The organism is Anaerosalibacter sp. Marseille-P3206 (genome assembly GCF_900155565.1).
Lineage (GTDB): Bacteria > Bacillota > Clostridia > Tissierellales > Sporanaerobacteraceae > FUHM01.
Genome location: NZ_FUHM01000002.1, coordinates 1,247,141 through 1,267,685, shown reverse-complemented (window position 1 = coordinate 1,267,685; position 20,545 = coordinate 1,247,141). Strand labels below are relative to the sequence as shown.

22 protein-coding genes and 1 pseudogene are annotated in these 20,545 nt (G+C 30.2%); 21 read left to right on the top strand and 2 right to left on the bottom strand.

Annotation, left to right across the window (positions count from 1 at the left end; all coding sequences use genetic code 11):
• Position 1 precedes the first annotated feature (1 nt).
• From BQ9840_RS07445 to surE, 8 genes are all read left to right on the top strand, one after another.
• A complete protein-coding gene (locus BQ9840_RS07445) occupies positions 2–1,807 on the top strand; it encodes a sensor histidine kinase (RefSeq protein WP_077369191.1) in 1,806 nt (601 codons plus the stop codon).
• Between the two features lie 93 nt (positions 1,808–1,900).
• The gene (locus tag BQ9840_RS07440; RefSeq protein WP_077369190.1) at positions 1,901–2,416 is read left to right on the top strand and encodes a hypothetical protein; all 516 of its coding nucleotides are present in this window, start codon (positions 1,901–1,903) and stop codon (positions 2,414–2,416) included.
• A gap of 30 nt (positions 2,417–2,446) precedes the next feature.
• The gene (gene yycH, locus BQ9840_RS07435) at positions 2,447–3,904 is read left to right on the top strand and encodes a two-component system activity regulator YycH (RefSeq protein WP_077369189.1); all 1,458 of its coding nucleotides are present in this window, start codon (positions 2,447–2,449) and stop codon (positions 3,902–3,904) included.
• Positions 3,905–3,906: 2 nt separating this feature from the next.
• A complete protein-coding gene (gene yycI, locus BQ9840_RS07430) occupies positions 3,907–4,758 on the top strand; it encodes a two-component system regulatory protein YycI (protein WP_077369188.1) in 852 nt (283 codons plus the stop codon).
• Between the two features lie 116 nt (positions 4,759–4,874).
• Entirely contained in the window at positions 4,875–5,669 is a 795-nt protein-coding gene (locus tag BQ9840_RS07425) for an MBL fold metallo-hydrolase (RefSeq protein WP_077369187.1), read from the top strand.
• Positions 5,670–5,683: 14 nt separating this feature from the next.
• Positions 5,684–6,859: a serine protease HtrA gene (locus tag BQ9840_RS07420; protein ID WP_077369186.1), complete on the top strand. Its 1,176-nt coding sequence runs from the start codon at positions 5,684–5,686 to the stop codon at positions 6,857–6,859.
• Positions 6,860–6,944: 85 nt separating this feature from the next.
• Positions 6,945–7,112 (top strand): CxxH/CxxC protein, encoded by a 168-nt coding sequence (locus tag BQ9840_RS07415; RefSeq protein ID WP_077369185.1) that lies wholly within the window; start codon positions 6,945–6,947, stop codon positions 7,110–7,112.
• An 88-nt stretch (positions 7,113–7,200) separates the two neighbouring features.
• Positions 7,201–7,950 (top strand): 5'/3'-nucleotidase SurE, encoded by a 750-nt coding sequence (gene surE / locus BQ9840_RS07410; protein WP_077369184.1) that lies wholly within the window; start codon positions 7,201–7,203, stop codon positions 7,948–7,950.
• A 30-nt stretch (positions 7,951–7,980) separates the two neighbouring features.
• On the opposite strand, the gene BQ9840_RS07405 is transcribed toward surE, so the two are convergent.
• Positions 7,981–9,636, bottom strand: a complete 1,656-nt coding sequence (locus BQ9840_RS07405) for a M20/M25/M40 family metallo-hydrolase (RefSeq protein ID WP_077369183.1) — start codon at positions 9,634–9,636, stop codon at positions 7,981–7,983.
• Between the two features lie 133 nt (positions 9,637–9,769).
• Between BQ9840_RS07405 and rlmH the strand changes: the two genes are divergently transcribed.
• The 6 genes from rlmH (at position 9,770) to BQ9840_RS07380 (ending at position 13,748) form a co-directional block, all read left to right on the top strand.
• Positions 9,770–10,249 carry a 23S rRNA (pseudouridine(1915)-N(3))-methyltransferase RlmH gene (gene rlmH, locus BQ9840_RS07400; protein WP_077369182.1) on the top strand — a complete coding sequence of 160 codons (480 nt, stop codon included), beginning with the start codon at positions 9,770–9,772 and terminating at the stop codon, positions 10,247–10,249.
• 251 nt (positions 10,250–10,500) lie between these two features.
• Positions 10,501–10,698: a DUF2281 domain-containing protein gene (locus BQ9840_RS07395; RefSeq protein ID WP_077369181.1), complete on the top strand. Its 198-nt coding sequence runs from the start codon at positions 10,501–10,503 to the stop codon at positions 10,696–10,698.
• Between the two features lie 334 nt (positions 10,699–11,032).
• Positions 11,033–11,200 (top strand): hypothetical protein, encoded by a 168-nt coding sequence (locus tag BQ9840_RS12720; protein ID WP_200804894.1) that lies wholly within the window; start codon positions 11,033–11,035, stop codon positions 11,198–11,200.
• A 10-nt stretch (positions 11,201–11,210) separates the two neighbouring features.
• Positions 11,211–11,912, top strand: coding sequence for a Fic/DOC family protein (locus BQ9840_RS07390; protein WP_077369180.1), 702 nt, complete (start codon positions 11,211–11,213; stop codon positions 11,910–11,912).
• 257 nt (positions 11,913–12,169) lie between these two features.
• Positions 12,170–12,652 (top strand): transposase, encoded by a 483-nt coding sequence (locus BQ9840_RS07385; RefSeq protein WP_077370126.1) that lies wholly within the window; start codon positions 12,170–12,172, stop codon positions 12,650–12,652.
• A 70-nt stretch (positions 12,653–12,722) separates the two neighbouring features.
• Positions 12,723–13,748: an Rpn family recombination-promoting nuclease/putative transposase gene (locus BQ9840_RS07380; RefSeq protein ID WP_077369179.1), complete on the top strand. Its 1,026-nt coding sequence runs from the start codon at positions 12,723–12,725 to the stop codon at positions 13,746–13,748.
• Between the two features lie 519 nt (positions 13,749–14,267).
• On the opposite strand, the pseudogene BQ9840_RS07375 reads toward BQ9840_RS07380, so the two are convergent.
• A pseudogene (locus BQ9840_RS07375) lies at positions 14,268–15,630 on the bottom strand (transposase).
• Positions 15,631–15,787: 157 nt separating this feature from the next.
• Between BQ9840_RS07375 and BQ9840_RS13085 the strand changes: the two are divergent.
• The 7 genes from BQ9840_RS13085 to BQ9840_RS07345 all read left to right on the top strand — a co-directional run bounded on the left by BQ9840_RS13085 (position 15,788) and on the right by BQ9840_RS07345 (position 20,470).
• Positions 15,788–15,913 (top strand): excisionase family DNA-binding protein, encoded by a 126-nt coding sequence (locus BQ9840_RS13085; RefSeq protein WP_369800170.1) that lies wholly within the window; start codon positions 15,788–15,790, stop codon positions 15,911–15,913.
• A gap of 8 nt (positions 15,914–15,921) precedes the next feature.
• The gene (locus BQ9840_RS07370; protein ID WP_369800224.1) at positions 15,922–16,296 is read left to right on the top strand and encodes an IS607 family transposase; all 375 of its coding nucleotides are present in this window, start codon (positions 15,922–15,924) and stop codon (positions 16,294–16,296) included.
• 13 nt (positions 16,297–16,309) lie between these two features.
• Positions 16,310–17,629: an RNA-guided endonuclease InsQ/TnpB family protein gene (locus tag BQ9840_RS07365; protein WP_200804893.1), complete on the top strand. Its 1,320-nt coding sequence runs from the start codon at positions 16,310–16,312 to the stop codon at positions 17,627–17,629.
• 435 nt (positions 17,630–18,064) lie between these two features.
• Complete coding sequence (locus BQ9840_RS07360) at positions 18,065–18,616, top strand: GNAT family N-acetyltransferase (protein ID WP_159436107.1); 552 nt, start codon at positions 18,065–18,067, stop codon at positions 18,614–18,616.
• Positions 18,603–19,229 carry a class I SAM-dependent methyltransferase gene (locus tag BQ9840_RS07355; protein WP_077369177.1) on the top strand — a complete coding sequence of 209 codons (627 nt, stop codon included), beginning with the start codon at positions 18,603–18,605 and terminating at the stop codon, positions 19,227–19,229. Before BQ9840_RS07360 ends, BQ9840_RS07355 begins: the two co-directional genes overlap by 14 nt.
• A gap of 98 nt (positions 19,230–19,327) precedes the next feature.
• Positions 19,328–19,735, top strand: a complete 408-nt coding sequence (locus BQ9840_RS07350) for a GNAT family N-acetyltransferase (RefSeq protein WP_077369176.1) — start codon at positions 19,328–19,330, stop codon at positions 19,733–19,735.
• Positions 19,736–20,092: 357 nt separating this feature from the next.
• On the top strand, positions 20,093–20,470 hold the full coding sequence (locus BQ9840_RS07345) for a hypothetical protein (RefSeq protein WP_077369175.1): 378 nt from the start codon (positions 20,093–20,095) through the stop codon (positions 20,468–20,470).
• Positions 20,471–20,545: the final 75 nt, after the last annotated feature.

Below are 20,545 nucleotides of genomic sequence, written 5' to 3'. Positions count from 1 at the left end.
CATGTTTTCAAGCATTAGGTGGAAGTTTATTGTTGTATATTTTTTGTTGGTTTTTATAGCCATGGTAATAGTAGGTGTGTTCATAGTTCAAAAGTTTGAAACTCAACAACTTAACCATATTTCAAATACTATGGAACAGCGAGTTGAAACCATTATCAACACTTCTTCTTATATTTCTGAAGATGATTGGAAAAGTGTTAGTGAAGAGATTCAAAAGACTATTAATGAATGGCGTCTTGATTGGACGGAAACACTATATATTATAGACAATGAAGATGTGCCAACTATTTTGGCTACCACATCTAAAAATTATGAAAAGGTTGTAGGCCAAAATGCGTTAGTGTACAAATTTTTGGACCCATCTCTTATTTTGGAAGCTTTTGAAGGGGAAACGAGTGAAGGTGTAAGCAAAAATTTAAATGACAATAGTATTATTAAGCATATGGCTTATCCAGTTTTGAATGAGGTAGGACAGGTAAAGGGTATTTTGTATATGACAGCAGATTTGCAGGAAGTATATAAGACCATAGATGAGTCAAAGGTAATACTTACCAAGGCTACATTGTTGGCATTGATTATTACTGTTTTTTTGGGATTTTTGATTGCTAGTAGTATTACTGAGCCTATAAGGGATGTCACTATTAAGGCTGAGAAGATGGCTAGAGGGGATTTTGACCAATTTGTTGAAGTCAAATCAGATGATGAGATTGGCCAACTTGCCAATATGTTTAATTATCTTACCTTAAAGCTTAAGGATACAATACAGGAGATGGATTTAGAAAGAAGTAAGTTAGACACTATATTTAGATATATGGCGGATGGGGTAATTGCTGTGGATATGGATGGAAATATCATCCATGCCAATCCCGTTGCTACAAAGATATTGGGTATTGATTCGGAAGAATTACCATCGCCTCATATGACGGAAAAACTTATGTCTTTGGAAAATGGTTTAAGTTTAGATGAGTTAAAGGATAAGGCCATTGACGAGCTTGAGGGGGATGAGACCCTAGAAATAGGTTCTTCAGTATATAAGATAAAGTATGCTCCTTTTAAAAATGAAAAAAATAATATTGGAGGACTAATTATAGTATTCCAAGATATAACTGATCAGCATAAACTAGATAATATGAGAAAGGAATTTGTTGCTAATGTGTCTCATGAATTAAAGACACCAATTACTACTATTAAAAGTTATGCTGAAACATTGATGGAAAATGATGATTTAGATGAAGAATTATCTAATAAATTTTTAACTGTAATTGATAATGAATGTGATAGGATGACTAGAATAGTTAGGGCTTTACTTCAGTTGTCAAATTTAGATTACAAAAAGACTAAATGGAATAAAGTCGAGATTGATGTAGAGAAGCTTATCAGGGATTCATGTATGAAACTTGATTTGTCTTTTAAGGAAAAGGGTCATATGGCAATTATAGATATTGAGGAGGATTTACCAAATATTGTTGGTGATAAAGATGGTATTGAACAGGTTATACTAAATATAATTTCAAATGCTATTAAATATACACCAGATAGTGGAGAAATAAATATATCAGCGAAGAGAACCCTAGATAGTGTATTGATTAGAATAGAGGATAATGGTATGGGAATACCAGAAAAAGACATGGAAAGGATTTTTGAAAGATTTTATAGAGTTGATAAGGCAAGGAGTAGAGAACTTGGAGGTACTGGATTGGGTTTATCTATAGCAAAACAGATAATAGAGGCACATAATGGAAAAATAGAACTAAAAAGTGAATACAATGTGGGGACAACAGTTGATATTAACTTGCCTTTTGCATAGTGTAATTTGTTTTTAATTCCACTGTAATATGTTTGTAATATAACTATTATATAATGATAATGCAAAGATATAATTAGTGAGGAGGTAAGAATGATGTGGAAGAAATTGCTAATTGGCATTTTGGTGCTAACTACAATTTTTATAAATAGTCCCGTTTCTCATGGTGCTTCTAATTATGCTAAGAGAAATGTGACAACGAAAGTTGAAGATAGTAGTAAGTATCAAATTATAAAGCCAGAAAAAGACATATTTGCTTCACCTGATAGGATAGTTTTGGTTTCTGGCAAAGCTCCTGATGGAACAAATGTCATCATTGAAGCATTTGGCACTACAGATATGACAAGAAACAATTTCAGTTTAACTAATTTACCTAATGACAAAGACTATGTTAGAAGATTAAGTGAAACTATGAAAGTAAATGGTTCAGGACTTTTTTCAAAAGAATTAGATCTTATTTTAGGCGTTAACAAGATAGTAGTAACATTTAAAAATGCATCTGATCAAGTAGTAGCTCAAAAGATCATATATGTTTCTGATTTGAACCAAGCAAATAAATCAGTTAAAAGTATTCCTGACAAAAAGTTGTCAGATATTATGGCTCAGAAATAATATAAACTTATGGTATGGGGAGATGATTTGATGAATAGAGAAGATATGAAGACTTTACTCCTTATACTATTGGTTTGTGTGAGCATTTTTTTCACTAAGGAATTGTGGATTGAAGTACCGGGAGAATTATTATCTACTTTTAAGAGAAGTGAAGGTGTGACAAGTTCCTATATTTTTTCTGATATGATTAGACCCCATAAGATATTATTGAATTTTAATAAGAATAGTCATACTTTACTCTATGTAGATGAAGATTATAATCTTTGGCCTAGTGGAAAGATTATTTTAAGACAAGCGTTGTCAGAAAAGGATTTTCGGACAAACTATATTACTGACGAAGCATTTCTTTCCTATCAAAATTATAAATCTATTACTTATTTTTTCTCTGAAGAAATGAGCACTTATATTTTGGCTAAGGCTTTAGAGATTAAAGCTCCTAATGACATCACTGAAAAGATATCCAAACTCAATAGTATTTATATTTTTCTTGAAAAAGATGAACCAATTTTAATTTTAAGTAATAATGATGAACATATTAAGGTAACAGGTTTTAAATTTAATACAAAGGCTTTAAGGGAAATAACAAATGGAATAGAATCAAAAGGAAATTATACTAATTATTACTCTATGAAAGATACTTTAGGCATAAATAATGAATTGTTTATTCCATATAAGATGACTGATGGTCTTCCTGTTGTGTATGTTCAAAATGAAATTAAAGTTGATAACAGGGAAGAGATAAGGGATATTGCAGAGGGTTTTTTTGGTAGGGACATTGATTATCTAAGAGAAATAGTGGAGGATAATGGTTCGACCATATATATTTACAATCAAAAGGTTTTGAAGATTCATCTAAATGGTTATTTGGAGTATTTTTCTCCGTTAGAAGAACCTATAAGTGAAAGAAATTTATATATTAGTTTGAATACTGCGGCAGATTTCATTTCAAAACATTCTACAGTGTTAAAGGGAATGTATGTAGACAAAGTTGAAAAGATTAAATCAGATAAAAACTTAGGTTATAGACTGACTTTTAAATACCGAATTAGAGGTATTCCCCTTGTGATTGACAATAATGATGTAGAACCTTTTATTGAGATTGAGGTATTCAATAAATATGTACGAAGTTACAAGAGATTTGTGAGAAAGGATATGAATCTCCCTCAATACAAGGAAAATCTTGAAGAAAGAAAGATGTTGTCTGCATTTGATGTAATCAACATGAATTATGATTTGATTGAATCTAGGTTTATTAAAGATAAAGGTATAAATGGTAAGGAAGACATTGAAAATTTAAATGAGGAAGTTATAAACAGTATTGAAGATATTTCTTTGGCATATTTTGACCCTTGTACTAAGGAAAGCAATGAAAAGTTAGTAGGTATTTGGGCGATGATGGTTGAAGGAAGAGTTTATGGCTTTGATGTGTATACAGGAGAATTGGTTTATGAAAATGATCTTCATAAGGAGAATGTGGATGGTGAATAGAAATGGATTGGTCAAAAGCTAAGACCATCTTAATAATAGCATTTATAATAACTAATTTACTTTTGGCTTATGTGTTGTTTGAAAACAACAATGTAGCTGAACCAACTGTTAGTGATGATTTCATACAAAATGTAGAAAAGCTCTTGAAATCAAAGAATATTACTTTAAATTGCGAGATACCAAAAGAAGTGCCTTCTTTGAGCATGATGACTGTTGAATATGAAGTAAGAAATATAGCTGAGATAAATATGAGCTTTTTCAATGGTACTTGTATTGGTACCACACAGGAAGAAGGAATTGTAGAATTTAAAAAGAATAGAGAAACAGTTAAAGTAATTGATGAAAAGCAGTTGGTTTATGAAAATGAAAATATAGAGAGTAATTATGCTGATTTAGATGAAGATAAAGCCATTCATATTGCTGAAGAGTTTTTGAAAGCAAAAGGTTTTACAAATGAAGATATGAAGCTAACTTATAAGAGCAATTATAATGATACTTTTTATTTAGAGTATACGAAAGTTTACAATGGGATTTATGTAGAGAATACTTATTCAAAGTTTGTGATTGATAAAAGAGGAGTTAAGGGATTTGAACGACTTTGGATGAATACAAAGGCAATAGGTGAAAATAAGATTTACATAAGTACTGCACCTAAGGCTATTTTAGCTCTTTTGAATACAGAGAGTGCCTATGGAAAGGTTATAGAGGATATTTCACTTTGCTATTATTTTGATCCGAAAAAGCATAGTGATGAGGTAGTTGGAGATTTGAAAAAGGCCAAGGAGGGAAAGGCTATTCCTGCTTGGAGGATACAATTTAATGATGATAGCTTTGTCTTTCTTGATGAATACTAAAAGAAGAATTATTTAATTCTTCTTTTTCTTTTTCCTAGATTAAATACCCGATTAGAGATATAATGTAATTGTTGATTTATCTATATTTTCATAAATTTTGTACTGGAGGAACTAATATGGGATTTAAATTTTGTTCCCTGTCTAGTGGTAGTAGTGGGAACTGTCAGTATGTTGAAACAGATAATATAAGATTGCTAGTGGATGGTGGAATGAGTGGCAAGAGGATTGAGACATTGCTTAAGAGTATTGATGTGGAACCTGATAGTATAGACGGTATTTTGGTAACTCATGAGCATATTGACCATACTAAGGGAGTGGGAATACTTTCTAGAAGATATGATATTCCTATTTGGGCCAATGAAAATACTTGGGTTGGTATGGAGTCTAAGATTGGTGAAGTTAAGTGTGAGAATATAAAGATGTTTACTACAGAAAAACAATTTGATATAGAGGATTTAGGGGTTTATCCTTTTAGGGTGTCTCATGATGCCAATGAACCTGTTGGATATTGTCTATTTTATAAAAATATCAAAATAAGTCTTTTAACTGATACTGGTTGGGTAAATAATAGTATAAAGGATGCTATTAAAGGCTCTTCCCTATATTTATTGGAATCCAATCATGATGTGGAAATGCTTAAGGTTGGTAAGTATCCATGGTATCTTAAAAAGAGGATAATGAGTGATGTAGGCCATCTTTCCAATGATGATGCTGGAAAACTCATTACTGAAATTGCTACTGGAAAGGGAGAAGTTGTACTTTTAGGGCATTTAAGCAAAGAAAATAATTATCCATTATTAGCATATGAAACAGTAAAAAACATAGTATTAGATGCGGGTATTGATATCGATAATGACATCAATATTGACCTTACCTATAGGGAAAAGGCTACAAAGGTATATAATTTTTAGTAGGAGGGATTATTATGGATGATAGAAATTTTGATAATGAATATTTTGTTGATAGGCCTGTAGTTGAGAAGAAACCACCTAAAAAAAGGGGAGGATTTTTTTCTTATTTTTTAGTAGCTTTGATTGCTGCACTTATTGGTGGATTGGTTTCTTCATATATAGCGCCAAATTATTTATATGGTAAAGTGTTGCCAGTGCCTGAGATCTATAAGAGTGGTGTGGCTAATGAACAGATAAATATTACACCTAAGGATGATATAACTACTGTGAGTGCAGTGGCGAAAAAGACTATTAGTTCAGTTGTAGGGATTACAACTGTTGAGCAAGTTAGAGAATTCTTTTGGGTAAGGGATGTTGAGGGAGTTGGCTCTGGTGTCATAGTTGATAGCAATGGATATATTTTGACGAACTCTCATGTAGTAGGAGATGGAAATGCTAAGAGGATAACTGTGTTGTTTGAAGATGGTAGCAAAAAAGTCGGAAGAGTGTTGTGGTATGATCAAAGTATAGACTTAGCTGTAGTTAAGGTAGATGCAAAAGGACTTCCAGTGGCAGAGTTGGGAGATTCAGATATTTTGGAAGTTGGTCAACTTGCTGTGGCTATAGGCAATCCATTGGGATTGGATTTTCAGAGGACTGTTACATCTGGTATTATAAGTGGTCTTAATAGAACTATAAAAGTAGATGCTCATAATATTATAGAAGATTTGATTCAAACGGATGCGTCAATCAATCCAGGAAATAGTGGAGGGCCTCTTTTGAATAACAAAGGTGAAGTAATAGGAATAAACACTGCTAAGATACAAAGTGCTGAGGGTTTAGGTTTTTCTATTCCAATAAATGTAGTTAAGCCAATTCTTAAGCAGGTAATCAAGGAAGGAGATTTTGAACCTGTTTTGATTGGTATACAGGGAGTAGAAGTGGAAAGATATGAAGCTGCATTGGGTATAGAGTTGAGTGCAGATGAAGGGGTTATAGTGTTAGAAGTGTTGGCTAATTCACCAGCAGAAAAGGCAAACTTGAGACCTGGAGATATTATAACCAAGATAAATGATGTTAAAATAGCTGATATGAATCATTTGAAGAGAGAAATGTTCAAATTCAAAGAAGGAGATAAGGCTATTTTGACAGTTATTAGAGATGGTAGTGAATCAAAGGTAGAAATAACACTGTTTTCAATGAAGAGATAAAAGAACTTTGGATGCTAGGCTTGGCATTTCGTCAAGCCTAAATATTTTTTGAAAGAAATGGTATAATAATGTGGGAGTGATATATATGTATGTTGTATGTAATGAACACTTAGAGGATGCCATTGAGGAATTCGTTGATGTCTATGAACAGCCACCAGATATATATGAATTAGATAAGGTGAGCTTTACAGATTGGGCAAGTCCTTCTACTTGTGATTTTTGCGATAGACATCCTAAGTATTTAGTTGTTTAGGAATGATATTATAGATTGTTTTAGTATATAAAGTGTGGTAAAATTTTGCCATGCTTTGTTATTATGATTTAATTTGAGGAGGTAGAGGATGAGATTACTTTTAGTTAATGATGATGGGATCAATGGGGAAGGTATACTTACTTTGGCTAGGGAATTGGAAAAAGAACATGATATAATTATTGTTGCTCCTGAAGACCAAAGAAGTGCTACTAGCCATTCTATTACTTTGCGTCAACCTATTATAGTGAGGAGAGTACATATTAAAGATATAAAGTCTAAATCATATAGTATTTCAGGTTCTCCAGCGGATTGTGTTAGGGTTGCACTTGACAAGATATTAGATGAGCCTGTGGATATGGTTATTTCAGGGATAAATATGGGTCTTAATTTGGGAATGGATGTATTGTATTCTGGAACTGTTTCTGCAGCTATTGAGGCAAATATATATGATATTCCTTCTTTGGCTATTTCAGCAGAGTTAAAAGATGATAAATGTAATTTTGATATTGCAGTTAAATATGTAAAATGGTTTTTGGATAAGGCAAATCATAGATTTTTAAATAGCAAAACTGTAATCAATATAAATACTCCTTGTATTGGTGAAGATGAAATAAAGGGAATAAAGGTTTGTAGAATAGGAGAAGGGATATATGATTACTATTTTGTAGAAGATGAGAAAGATGAAGAGATGTCTCTCATTATTAGTGGTAGAAGAAGAAATGAATCAGAAAAAGATACGGATAGATACTATTTAAAAGAAGGGTATGTAACAATAACACCCCTTCAATATGATTTTACAAATTTTAAATTGATAGAAGAAGTGAAAAGTTGGCTTTAGGTGACAGGAGTTTTCCTGCCACCTTAATTTTTATTTGTTTAATACTGTATTGATAGCTTTTTGTATTAATATTGGAGTTTTGTAATATAGTTCTTCTAAACATACTCTTTCGGTATATTTGTGAAGATCCTTTCCCCAAGGGCCAATATTTAATACAGGCATGGAGATGTTTTTGATAGTTTCAAGGGGTATATGGTAGATATCACCCCAAAGTAGCATATTGGATTCAATATATTTTATAGTTTCGTCATCTGATTGAAACATAGCATAGCTTAAATCAGATATTCCTGTGAAATAATTTTCTATAGAATATTTTTGTTTCCATTCTATTTGTGTAAAGTTCAGTAGCTTTTCCTTTAAAGTAGTTATCATATTGTTATCCAACATAGTATTTGATACACATGGATAATATGGTGGGGCAAGGCCTATTACTACTACTGGAGAAGTATCATTTACATATTCCAAAGTTTTTTCTATTAGTAAAAATGCTCCTTCAACTAAGCTTAATGTACCTTGTTCAATATTTACTTTAACTTCACTTGAAGTTTCATTAAAGGCATTTATGAATTCATTTCCAAAATCTCTAGTTGCTTCTTCATAGATATCCATAAAAGTTTTTACATTAACTTTCCAAGGAAGTGGTTTGTATTTTTTGTTAAGTTTATTCATGTAAATACTATATTGATCATTCATGTAGTCAATCACTTCATGGAAAGCTTCAACAGATATATTAACTAACAAATCCAATATTTCTTTTGGAGAACTTTTAAGTGGGAGAACACTCATATACCCTCCTGCAGAAAGTGGAAGTGATACATCATATACTTTTTTTCTATCCTTCATGTAAAGCCATGTAGGTGGTGGAGAAACAAATTCGCCAACAGTGTCAATGAACTCTGGACTCAACTCAGTTCTTTTAACTATTTCTGAAAGAAGAAGTGTAGGATTGAATCCTTCATATACTTTGCTTACATGAGATAGTTTACCTTTTACATAGATTAAAGGCATTACTTTTCCAATGGAACCATCATGTATTATCCCTACATCTTCATGTTCTCTATCATGAGGTTCTGTATTTATCATGAGGGAATAGTTTAACTTAAACTTAAGTTTAAGTTCTTCAAGTAAATAGGCAGCAGATCTCATTCCTGCTGATAAGTTTTCTTCATCTGGAACACCAATGACTAGTATATTTCCTTTGAAATGGTCTATATTTGAGTATTTGTCAATCAATGAAAGTTCAATACTAGCTCCACCTTTCATATCTGCACAACCTCTTCCAAATAGCCAATGTCCACTTTCTAAATCTGCTTTTGCATCTTCAGGTAATGGAATACTACCTTCTTTCAATTTTTCTGTAAATGCAATAGGATCATATGCATAGTTTTCATATTTTCCAAAGTCTAATGTGTCAACGGTGTCGTAATGATGAATGAGTACTATGGTTTCGTTGCCAATTCCTTTAACTAGTCCCCAAGGAATATTTCTATTTAAGTGATCGTTTTTCAAAGGGTATAGTCCCCAATTTTCGGGATTTCTTTGAAAGTATTTACTTTCATTGAACCACTTTTTATAAAACTCATCTGCATTTGTCTCCATATTTGTTCCAGTATGGGTTTTAATTGATACAAAATCTAACATAGTTTTTTCAATTTGCTTTTTTAAATTTTCATCATAGGTATGCAATTTATCATCTCCTAAAAAACTAATATTCTGTATATAATATTATTACTTATAATAAAAAAATCAACAATGGATTATACGATATATTAATTCATGCTATAATGTTTGTAAATATTAATTGAAACTGGAGGAAAAAATGAATATTACAATAATCGGAGTAGGAAAAATCAAAGAAAAGTTTATGCAAGAAGCTATAAAAGAATATTCAAAGAGGCTATCAAGGTATTGTAATTTAAAAATAATAGAAGTACCAGATGAAAAGGCACCGGAAAATTTAAGTGATAAAGAAATGGAACTGATCAAACAAAGAGAGGGAGAAAAAATATTATCAAAGATTCCAACTAATTCCCATGCAATTGCATTAGCTATAGAAGGGAAAAGTCTATCTAGTGAAGATTTTTCAAAGAAGATAGATGAATTAGGATTAAGTGGAGTTGGAGATATAAGTTTTGTCATAGGAGGCTCCCTAGGACTTTCAAAAGAAGTCCTAGCTAGAAGCGACTTCAAACTCTCCTTTTCAAAGATGACATTTCCTCATCAGATGATGAGGTTGATATTACTTGAGCAAGTATACAGAGCATTTCGCATAAGTAAAGGTGAACCGTATCATAAGTAGGAAAAGCTATGCGTTGTAGGGGAGACCTTTGGTCTCCTGTGTATGACTATAATAAATTGCCGTTTAATGGTATAATATGTATAAGTAGATTAATGTGACATAGCGGCTTTGTCATTCTGAAATATGCTTAAAATGCTGGTCTTGTCATCCTGAACGAAGTGAAGGATATTATGACGCATTCTTTATATTTTATGTAATAGATAATATGGGATAATAAATATATACCATATTATTTGAAAGGTAGTGATAGAATGGACACTGCTAAACAAATATTATTAAAACTAATAGATGAAATTCCAGAAAATCAAATACATGAATTAATAGATTTTATAGGTTATTTGAAAATAAAAAATGAGAGGGATATGTTTAAAGAGTTAGAAGAGGCAAGTAAAAGTAGTATGGATTTTTGGGATAATGATATAGATGATGAGGTATGGAATAATGTATAAGAGTAGATAAAATTTATGCTTTAGCCCAAAATATTGTGATTAAAAAATTTGGCGAAGTTAATGATGATGTTATGAACGAGATAAAGAATAGAATCAATGAACTAATAAAATAACAGGAGATTATCCTGTTATTTTTTTTAGGTATATCTATCACCAAGCAGGTTTTGCGATAACAAAGTAATTCTTAAATATCAAACATATTATACATTTATATTAATTACTGGAGATTATTTATAAATTTTAATTAACTATGTATCGCATTTTTTTTTATTATATATAATAGATATTATGATATAATATACTATATAGGATATTAAAAGAAAAGGTGGTACCTATGAAGGATATAAAACAAATAATAAAAGAAGTAAGTGCTACTATGGCTATGGAGGGAATGCGCTTAAGAGAAGAAGACAAAGAGAGAATTAGAATATGCCTATCCGATGAAGTAAGTTTTGAGGAAATGAAGAAAAGAATTATTGAAAAACATACTGTAAGGATATAGGTATGGTATTATGAGTAAGAATTATGATTATAGTTATGAGTGGGATATAAAGTATTGTTATCCAAATTCCTTTGTATTAAGGAATAAGTTTAATATTACAAATAATGAAGAACTCAATATAGCTGAAATGGAATATACATCTTTGTCTATAGCAGAAATAAAAGATAATCCAATTAAAGGAGATTTTAATTTAAAACATTTGCAGGGTATACACAGACATATTTTTAGAGATATCTATGATTGGGCAGGAGAACTAAGGACTGTAAATATATCAAAGGGTAATCAATTTTGTAATTACATGTACATTACAGAAAATGCTGAAAGAATATTTTCATGGTTAAAGGAAGAACATTATTTGATAGGAGTAGATAAGGCAAATATATATGATAAACTTGCTTATTATTTAGGAGAAATAAATGTATTACATCCTTTCAGAGAAGGTAATGGTAGAACTCAAAGAGCAATGATTGAATATTTGGCAAAAGTTGCAGGTTATGCAATTGATTTTTCAAATATATCTAATGTAGAAATGATAGAAGCAAGCATTGATGCTTTTAATTGTGATTATGATAAAATGACAAGGATATTTGGGAAGATTACCAAGCCTATTACAAAAGAAGAACAGGAAGATTTTATAAAGAAAATAGCAACTAAAAATAGTCCAGTAATAAAAGCATATAATTCAATGATAGATAAGAAGCCACTTGATTAATCCAAGTGGCTTTATAAATTTATAAAGATTATTTTTTAATTAAAGTTGATTTTACTTGGCATATCTATCACCAAATAGGTTTTGCGATTCAAGTTGATACGGTGAACCGTATCATAAGTAGGGGAGACCTTTGGTCTCCTATGTATGACTATAATAAATTAGGATTTAGGGGTTACCACGGACCATAAGGAAATGGTATAATGTGTATAAGTGGAAAAATGTGACATAGGGATAATATTAAGATGGATGGTGGTTATATGGATGAATTACCACGAAGAAAGAATATTAGATTAAAAAATTATGATTATTCACAAGTAGGATATTATTTTATAACTATATGTAGCAAGGATAAGAAAAGTCTATTTTGGAAAGTAGGGGAGACCTGTGGTCGCCAGTTTGAAAGACCACCATTATCAAATATAGGAGAAATTATTGATTTAGAAATAAATAAAATTAATTCTATTTATGAAAATGTTGAAATCAACAAATATGTTATTATGCCCAATCATATACATATGATTATTATATTATATAATGGAAACGGACGGTCAAAGACCGTCCCTACAATATCTCGTATTATCCAGCAATTTAAAGGTTCTATCTCTAAACAGATTGGCTTTTCATTATGGCAAAAATCATTCTATGACCATATAATCAGAAATGAACAAGAATACCAAGGAATATGGAATTACATAGAAACAAATCCATTGAAATGGGAAGATGATAAATATTATATTTAATGACACATTGTTTATATTTTATGTAATAATAGTACATTATATGGTATACTAAAATTAGGTAGGTGATGATATGAAAATTCAAAATCCACATGATAAATTCTTTAAGGAGACCTTTGGAAATGTAGAAATAGCCAAGGATTTTTTGAATAACTATTTACCTGAAAATATTATGAATGTTATAGATGTAAATACATTAGAGCCACAAAAGGACAGCTTTATAAATGAAGAACTTCAAGAAGGCTTTTCAGATATGCTATTTAGGGTAAATATAAACAAAAGAGAAGGTTATATTTATTTTCTGTTTGAACATAAAAGCTATACTAGCAAAGGCATATCACTTCAACTACTAAAGTATATGATAGAAATTTGGGAAGCAAAAATAAAAAAAGAAGGAATAAATGAACTTCCCATGATAATACCATTAGTAATATATCATGGAAAAGATAACTGGAATATAAAAACTACATTAGGAGAGTTGATAACAGGATATAAAGACCTTCCAAAGGAAATACAAAAGTTTATTCCAGATTATGAATATTTAATCTATGACCTATCAAGATATACAGATGAAGAAATAAAAGGTCAAGCACAACTTAGAATAATACTCACTATATTTAGAGATATATTTACAAAAGATAATAAAGGATTACAAGAATCTATATTTAGAGCGGCAGAATATTTGCAGGAATTAGAAGATAAGCAAACGGGAATAGAGTATTTTGAAACATTTATTAAATATATATTTAATGCAAGAGCAAATCTCACTAAAAAAGATGTTGGCGAGATAATTGATAAAATTAGTAAAACTTATCCAGAAGGGAGTGAACTGGTAATGACTTTGGCTGAGATATTTAGACAAGAAGGAATAAAGCAAGGTATAGAAAAGGGTATGGAAAAGGGTATGGAAAAGGGTATACAACAAGGTGAGCGTAGAAAAAGTCTTAATTATGCAATAAAACTACTGACTAAAAAATTTGGCAAATTACCAGAAGATTATAAAGAAAAATTAAATAATGCAGATATTGAAATATTAGATTTAATAATTGAAGAAATATTTTCATTAGAATCTTTAGATGATATTGATAAATATCTTTAATGAATAAGTTAATAAATAATACAATAAAACCAGTAGGCTTATTATGATGAAAACCTACTGGTTTATTTATATCTTATATATTGGGAATATCTACCACTAAATAAATTTTGCGAGTAGAGCCGATACGGTGAACCGTATCATAAATAGTGGACAAGCTATAGGTTATAGGATGATATTTAGCTTATTAGAAACCATTTCTATAAATCACTATCTAATGATATAATATCTATAATTATTCAATGTATTGACAATTTATATAAGTAATTGCGAAACTATTTTTGAAAAATGAATAATAGAAATATAAATCTTTTAAAAATAAAGTTTGGGAGTTGAAAGTGGAAATTTAATGAAATCAATAAGTTATTCTCAAAAATGGGTACACAAAATAAAGCTATTGAATTTATGAGAAAATTAATATCTAAACAAATATCTAAGCAATTAATGGTTTTAAGCTTCTGATGTATTCATGTTTATGTATTTTATCAGCAAGAACAACAGTAATTAACTGAGTGATACCTGCTAGAAGTAAATCAGCATGAATAGTTTTCTCGTTTTGAGTTTTGCGCCCAGCAATGCAAAAGCTTTCTTTAAAGTGATTTATGGACTGTTCTACTACTGAACGAATTTTGTAAACTTTATCCCATTCTTCTGTGTCTCGAAGAGTACCTGGATAAGCACGAAGATCTTTTTCAGGATATATGTAGAGCATTCTTCCACAAGGTGATGAAGTACAAGGGTCTTCGCAAAAGTGTCTCCTTTTGCGTTTACCATTATCGTCTTTAATCCATTTCATTTTTGGGCATACAAACTTAAACCTTTTAATACCAGATTTCAAACATGAAGATCCCTCTGACTTCATTAAAAGAGTTGAGTCATGTGGGCAGTAGGGTATCCCAGCTTCATTTACTGTATAGTCTGGATGCTTTAGAGAAGAACGTTGATTTAAAGGAATATACGCTTTACTAAATTTTAAATCAGTAAGTAAATCTCTGTAAATATTAGTAGCATCAAAAGCGGCATCACCAATGAAAATATTTGGTTTAATACTAGGATGTTTTTCAAAGTAGTCTTTTAGAACAGGGATGACAGCTTTGGCATCATGAAGTGATTTATCTTCATTTGGTGAATCTGATTTTTTATCAACAATGATTTCAGGATGAGAATTTAAAAAATCTTTATTGTAAAAAGAAATATCCCTTACGATTCCTAAACCATTTGTGACCATACCAAATTTATAGACATAGCAAAAGTGCCCATTGATGTAAAGTTGCTTTATTTCAGGGTTAGACGCAGCATTCGAAGGCATGGAGCCATATGCAACTTTGTATGGATCATAAGAATCATCAAGACCTTGAGATTTTTTAAAAGCTTTTAATTGTTTAATTATTTTATTAGCATATTTAGGATTATTTTCAGCGACAAAAGCTTCAATTCTTGAAGTATCAAAAATCGTCATAGAAGCTTTAGCTCCATCAATATCTTGGCATATGGGCTCAGTAACATCAACAAGATTATCAAATACAGTTTGTAAATCTTCTAAGAAATCTTGTTTGAAACGAGTAAATTTAGAACCATCAGGAACTTTATTAAACCCACAAAAATCTCTTAATTCACTTGAATACTTAAGAAAAGTAATTAAGAGAGTATCTGTAGGAATAGAGAAGATTCTTTGAATAATCAAAGCCTATAACATGGAATGAAGCTTGTATTCACGGGGTCTTCCAGTAGAAGCATAAAAGTGGTGATAAAAAGAAATAGGGATAAACTCATTAAGATTAATGGTATTTTCAAGTAATGAAAGAAACTTAGGTTTATCGTCTTCAAAAAAAGTTTTACAATCTGAATAAATATCTGCCAAAGAAAGCTGTTTTTGTGGTATCATATTTTTATAACTCCTTTCAGGTTTTGGTGGATTTGTTGCTTGACACTTCAATTTTACCATAAATCAGTGAGGAGTTATATCTTTTTAAAGAAAAAATGTCCCGTATTCATGCGGGTTATGGCGTTTCGCAAACGCCTACTATACTTTATAGTAAGGGGTGATTATCATAAAACTTACTATAAAAGAAGCAAGTGAATATTTAGGAGTTGCAAAATCAACTCTAAGAAGATGGGAAGATGAAGGGAAGATAGAGTTTCTTCATCAGATCAAAAAGAAGATTTAGAAAGGCAAATTAAAACAGTAAGTGATTATTGTAGTGCAAGAGGATATCAATTTAAAATAATCAAAGACATAGGAAGTGGCTTAAATTACAATAAAAAAGGGTTAAAAGAACTAATAAAATTAATATGCGAAAGAGAAATTGACAGGATTGTAATTAATTATAAAGACAGATTAATAAGATTTGGATACGACATAATAGAACAAATGTGTGACTTTAATGGTGTTAAAATTGAAATAATAAATTATACAGAAGATAAAACTTATGAAAAAGAACTAGTAGAAGATGTTTTATCAATAATAACAGTATTTTCAGCAAAACTATATGGCAGTAGAAGTCATAAGGCAAAAACAATTCAACAAGAAAACAAGGAACTATTCAAATAGCCGAAGGCGGTGAATGAATGTAATGATATTCAATAGAAAAATAGAAGTTATCTTTACAAAAGAAGATGAGTTAATTCTAGATGGACAATCTAAAATATGTAATTGGCTATACAATTATCTTTTGGAAATGACAATAAAAGATTATAAAGAAAATAATAATGACAAAAAACTCTTGACAGGAAGGAACTTAAGAAATCAAGTTCCAATACTAAAACAAGAGTTTATTTTTTTGAATACAGTACATTCATCACCACTCAAAAACACAGCAATAAGACTGAAAGAAACATACAAAAAATTTTTCAACAATGAAACAGGATATCCTAAATTCAAATCATGGAAAAAACATTGGTTTTCACTATATTATGATGAACCAAACAAAGGCTTTAAACTAATAGAAAACAAAAATTTACAAATATCCTTAGGAATAAATAAAGAAAATAAAAGAATAAAAGTAATAGGAAAACTAAAAGAAAATTTAAATTTAAGAAACACAGACAAAATAAAAAACTTCAGATTATGCAAACAACAAGGCAACAAATTCTATGCAATATTTTGTATAGAAAGAAAAGACATAGACAAAAAAGAAACAAACAAATGGATAGCAATAGACCAAAATCATAAAAACTTCTTTGTAGCCATAGACAATACTGGAGTAAGTTATGAATTTGAAAAACTGCCACAAACAAAATATTGGGACAAGGTAATAGATGAAATAAAATCAAAGAGAGATTTATGCAGCAGAAAATCAAAACTAATAGAAACAGAAACAGGGAGAAGCTATTACCTACCAAGCAAAAGATGGACAAAGCTAAACAATGCATTAGACAATGCTTACCACAAGAGACGAGAACAAATAAAGTCAAGTTGTTATAGCATTGCTAATTGGATAGCAAAAAACTATGACTATGTAGCAATAGGAGACTATACTCCTACTCTTAATACTGCAACTTATGATAATATGCATAGAAGCATGTTAAATCAAGAAATAATAGGAGAATTTAGAAACATACTAAAATGGGTAATGGAAAGAAGCGGTAAACACTATTCAAAAGTAGACGAAAAAGATACAACTAAAAATTGTTGTATATGTGGAAATAAAGAAAAGAAAGATCCACAGATAAGAGAATTTACATGTCAAAAATGTAAAACTAAATTATCAAGAGATATAAACAGTAGTGTTAATATAGCTAAAAAAGATAAATTATTGTCTGGTTCGGACTATGTTGATTGGGATTTATACAACTCAACATATACAGCTAAATGGAATTTTAAAAAAAGTAAAATTCTATTTACTGGCCATACGTTAGAGAAATCTAATATATGGATGAATTAAATCGAGAAGGTGATACTTCTTGAGCAAAATCTATTTGTATAAATATATTTTGATATATTTGAGTAGGTTTTGTAGAACGGGTTACAAAGGCAAGGAATATAAAACAAATAAGTATATAAGAGCGGTATAGCAATGAGTCAAAGTGAACATGTGTATGATATATAATGAAGATAATATTTCATTAGAGGATAGGCAAAATACAGATTGATCAGGAATTATATTTTCTGGAGGACATTTGAGCATGGTAAATGCAGAAGAAAGTGATATAAGTAAAATTCATATTTATCTAGTATATTACCAAAGTTGACGACGCTTTAGGCGTTTTCATAGAAATAATTAAGAAAGGATGTGATTGCTATGATGAAAATGATAGCTAAGCGTGTAAGGAGGGTTCACGCCATATAAACCCTTCAAAAAATTTTAATGGAGGAATGTATGAGAATTCAAAAGGATAATATTGTAATTAGAAGTGCTACTACCCATGATGCCATTCAATTAAATAAATGGTGGAATGATGGTAGTGTTATGGAACATGCAGGTTTCCCTAATGGTTTAGGGGAGTCACTAGAAGAGACTATGAATAATATCAGGAGTTGGGAAGGCAAATTAAGTCAACTTTGTATTATAGAAATTGATGGCAACTTTGTAGGAGAATTAAGCTATAGAATTAAAGGTGATAATGCAGCATATCTTGGATGGAAAATATGTGATTTTAGTTATCAAAATAGAGGATATGGCCCTAAAATTATCAGAATGCTATTTGAATTCCTTTTTACAGATGAGGTCATAAATTCCAAATTCCCAATAGAGAAAATTGTTTGGGATACAATGCTTGAAAATAAAAGGGCTCAATATGTTTATGAAAATAAAATTGGAGCTCGGGAAGTTGGAGTAAGAAAGGATTGTTGGAAAGACCAAATTGGAATGTGGAGAACTGCTGTTGATTATGAACTTAGTAAGGAGGAGTTCTTTAATGCTAGACAATAAGGGTTTTGATTTATGGGCAGATGGCTATGATAAAAGTGTTCAATTGTGTGAAGAGGATAATGAATATCCATTTGCAGGATATAAAGATGTTCTTAATACTATGTACAATATAGTTCATAGAAAAGAAAAAGCAAAATTATTGGATATTGGATTTGGTACAGGAGTATTAACAAAAAAACTATATGATGAAGGATATGAAATGTATGGAATTGATTTTTCTAAAAGAATGATAGAAATCGCAAAAGAAAAAATGCTTTTAGCTAAGTTAATTCAATATGATTTTTCATTAGGTTTACCTAAAGAGTTTGAAGATATACAATTTGATTATATTATAAGTACTTATGCAATGCATCATTTAGAAGATAAAGAGAAAATTAAGTTTATTAAAGAATTAGATAAGCATCTCTCTAATGACGGTGAAATTATCATTGGAGATATAGCTTTTGAAACAAGAGAATTGCTAGAGCAGTGTAAAATAAAGATTGGTGAATGGGATGATGAAGAAATATATTTTGTATTTGATGAACTAAAAGAATTTTTTCCTAAAGGATATATTAATTTTAAAACTATATCTCATTGTGCGGGGATTATTCAGATTAGAAAATTATCATAGCCTGCATGATAGTGAAAAACATTATATGAGGAGTGAATAAGGTGGGTAGATTAAGAAATCTTCTTCAAATTAAATAATAAAATTTGAGGAGGATAAAAATGGATAAAATAATAATTAAAGAGGATTTCATACCTGAGATTGACCAATTAATGGATTTGTACAATGATGTAGAATGGTATGCATATACAGACGATAAAACAAAGCTAAAAAATGCTATTAGTAATTCCCTGAAGGTAGTAACTGCTTGGGATAATGAGAAATTAATTGGTTTAATTCGTGTAGTAGGTGATGGTTACACAATTATCTATATACAAGATATTTTAATCTTAAAAAGTTATCAAGAGCAGGGGATTGGAAGTTATTTGTTAAAGCTAATTTTAGAACGATATAAATCAATTCGTCAGATTGTTTTAATGACAGAACAAACTGAAAAGACAATTAATTTTTATCAGAAAAATGGAATGGTAAAAGCTAGCGACTACAATTGCGTTACTTTTGTAAAATAAAATGTAGAGTGATAAAAAACTTAAACATTGAAAAAATTAGATATGAAGATTTAATTAAACTTTGTATAGGCTTATAAGATGACTTAGCTATTGGTAAGGATTTGGTAAATTGAATAGTAGACTATAGTTAATAAAATGCTTGATATATATGAAAGTATCAAGCATTTTATTTTACCATAATTTAATTAGATATATCTATCATCAAATAAGTTTTGCTAGTAGAACTGATACGGTGAACCATACCATAAGTAGGATAAACCATATGTTATAGAATAATGTTTATGAGTTATCATAAACTAGAATTAAATGATATAATACGTATAAGCAATACTATGTTCAATTAAAGGAGGAATTGTATTGAAAAAAAGGTTAACATTTATTATCATAATTGGGGTATTTCTCTTAGCGATGACAGGCTGTATAGTAAGGAATCAAAGTTCAGCACATTATAGCATTAAGGAAGGCTCCAAAATTACGGATACCTATAGTTATAATGTTGAAGACGATTTTAAAGGAATGAAATTAAAAATAAATCTTAATCTTACTAAGGGTATAGTTACATTTGAACTTAAAGATCCAAATGGAGACATACAATGGAGTGGAGAAGTTGATTCAGATAAACCTTTAAAAGAAGTAAAGAGTTTTGATAAAATAACTGGTGAGTGGACCTTAACATTTGAGAATGTCGATAATTCAGGGGAAGGTGAGTTGAACTTACAATTTAATAGACTTTAAAAGGGTAAGACACATCATTTATATTATATGATATACTAAAATTAGGTAGATGATGATATGAAAATCTACATGATA

Coding starts and splice junctions, on each gene's coding strand:
- BQ9840_RS07420 (WP_077369186.1), top strand. CDS start 5,684: ATGGATGATAGAAATTTTGATAATGAATATTTTGTTGATAGGCCTGTA.
- BQ9840_RS07355 (WP_077369177.1), top strand. CDS start 18,603: ATGCTAGACAATAAGGGTTTTGATTTATGGGCAGATGGCTATGATAAA.
- BQ9840_RS07360 (WP_159436107.1), top strand. CDS start 18,065: ATGAGAATTCAAAAGGATAATATTGTAATTAGAAGTGCTACTACCCAT.
- BQ9840_RS07395 (WP_077369181.1), top strand. CDS start 10,501: ATGGACACTGCTAAACAAATATTATTAAAACTAATAGATGAAATTCCA.
- yycI (WP_077369188.1), top strand. CDS start 3,907: ATGGATTGGTCAAAAGCTAAGACCATCTTAATAATAGCATTTATAATA.
- BQ9840_RS07425 (WP_077369187.1), top strand. CDS start 4,875: ATGGGATTTAAATTTTGTTCCCTGTCTAGTGGTAGTAGTGGGAACTGT.
- BQ9840_RS07440 (WP_077369190.1), top strand. CDS start 1,901: ATGTGGAAGAAATTGCTAATTGGCATTTTGGTGCTAACTACAATTTTT.
- rlmH (WP_077369182.1), top strand. CDS start 9,770: ATGAATATTACAATAATCGGAGTAGGAAAAATCAAAGAAAAGTTTATG.
- BQ9840_RS07385 (WP_077370126.1), top strand. CDS start 12,170: ATGGATGAATTACCACGAAGAAAGAATATTAGATTAAAAAATTATGAT.
- BQ9840_RS07390 (WP_077369180.1), top strand. CDS start 11,211: ATGAGTAAGAATTATGATTATAGTTATGAGTGGGATATAAAGTATTGT.
- BQ9840_RS07365 (WP_200804893.1), top strand. CDS start 16,310: ATGAATGTAATGATATTCAATAGAAAAATAGAAGTTATCTTTACAAAA.
- BQ9840_RS07415 (WP_077369185.1), top strand. CDS start 6,945: ATGTATGTTGTATGTAATGAACACTTAGAGGATGCCATTGAGGAATTC.
- yycH (WP_077369189.1), top strand. CDS start 2,447: ATGAATAGAGAAGATATGAAGACTTTACTCCTTATACTATTGGTTTGT.
- BQ9840_RS07350 (WP_077369176.1), top strand. CDS start 19,328: ATGGATAAAATAATAATTAAAGAGGATTTCATACCTGAGATTGACCAA.
- BQ9840_RS07380 (WP_077369179.1), top strand. CDS start 12,723: ATGAAAATTCAAAATCCACATGATAAATTCTTTAAGGAGACCTTTGGA.
- BQ9840_RS07445 (WP_077369191.1), top strand. CDS start 2: ATGTTTTCAAGCATTAGGTGGAAGTTTATTGTTGTATATTTTTTGTTG.
- surE (WP_077369184.1), top strand. CDS start 7,201: ATGAGATTACTTTTAGTTAATGATGATGGGATCAATGGGGAAGGTATA.
- BQ9840_RS12720 (WP_200804894.1), top strand. CDS start 11,033: ATGAAGGATATAAAACAAATAATAAAAGAAGTAAGTGCTACTATGGCT.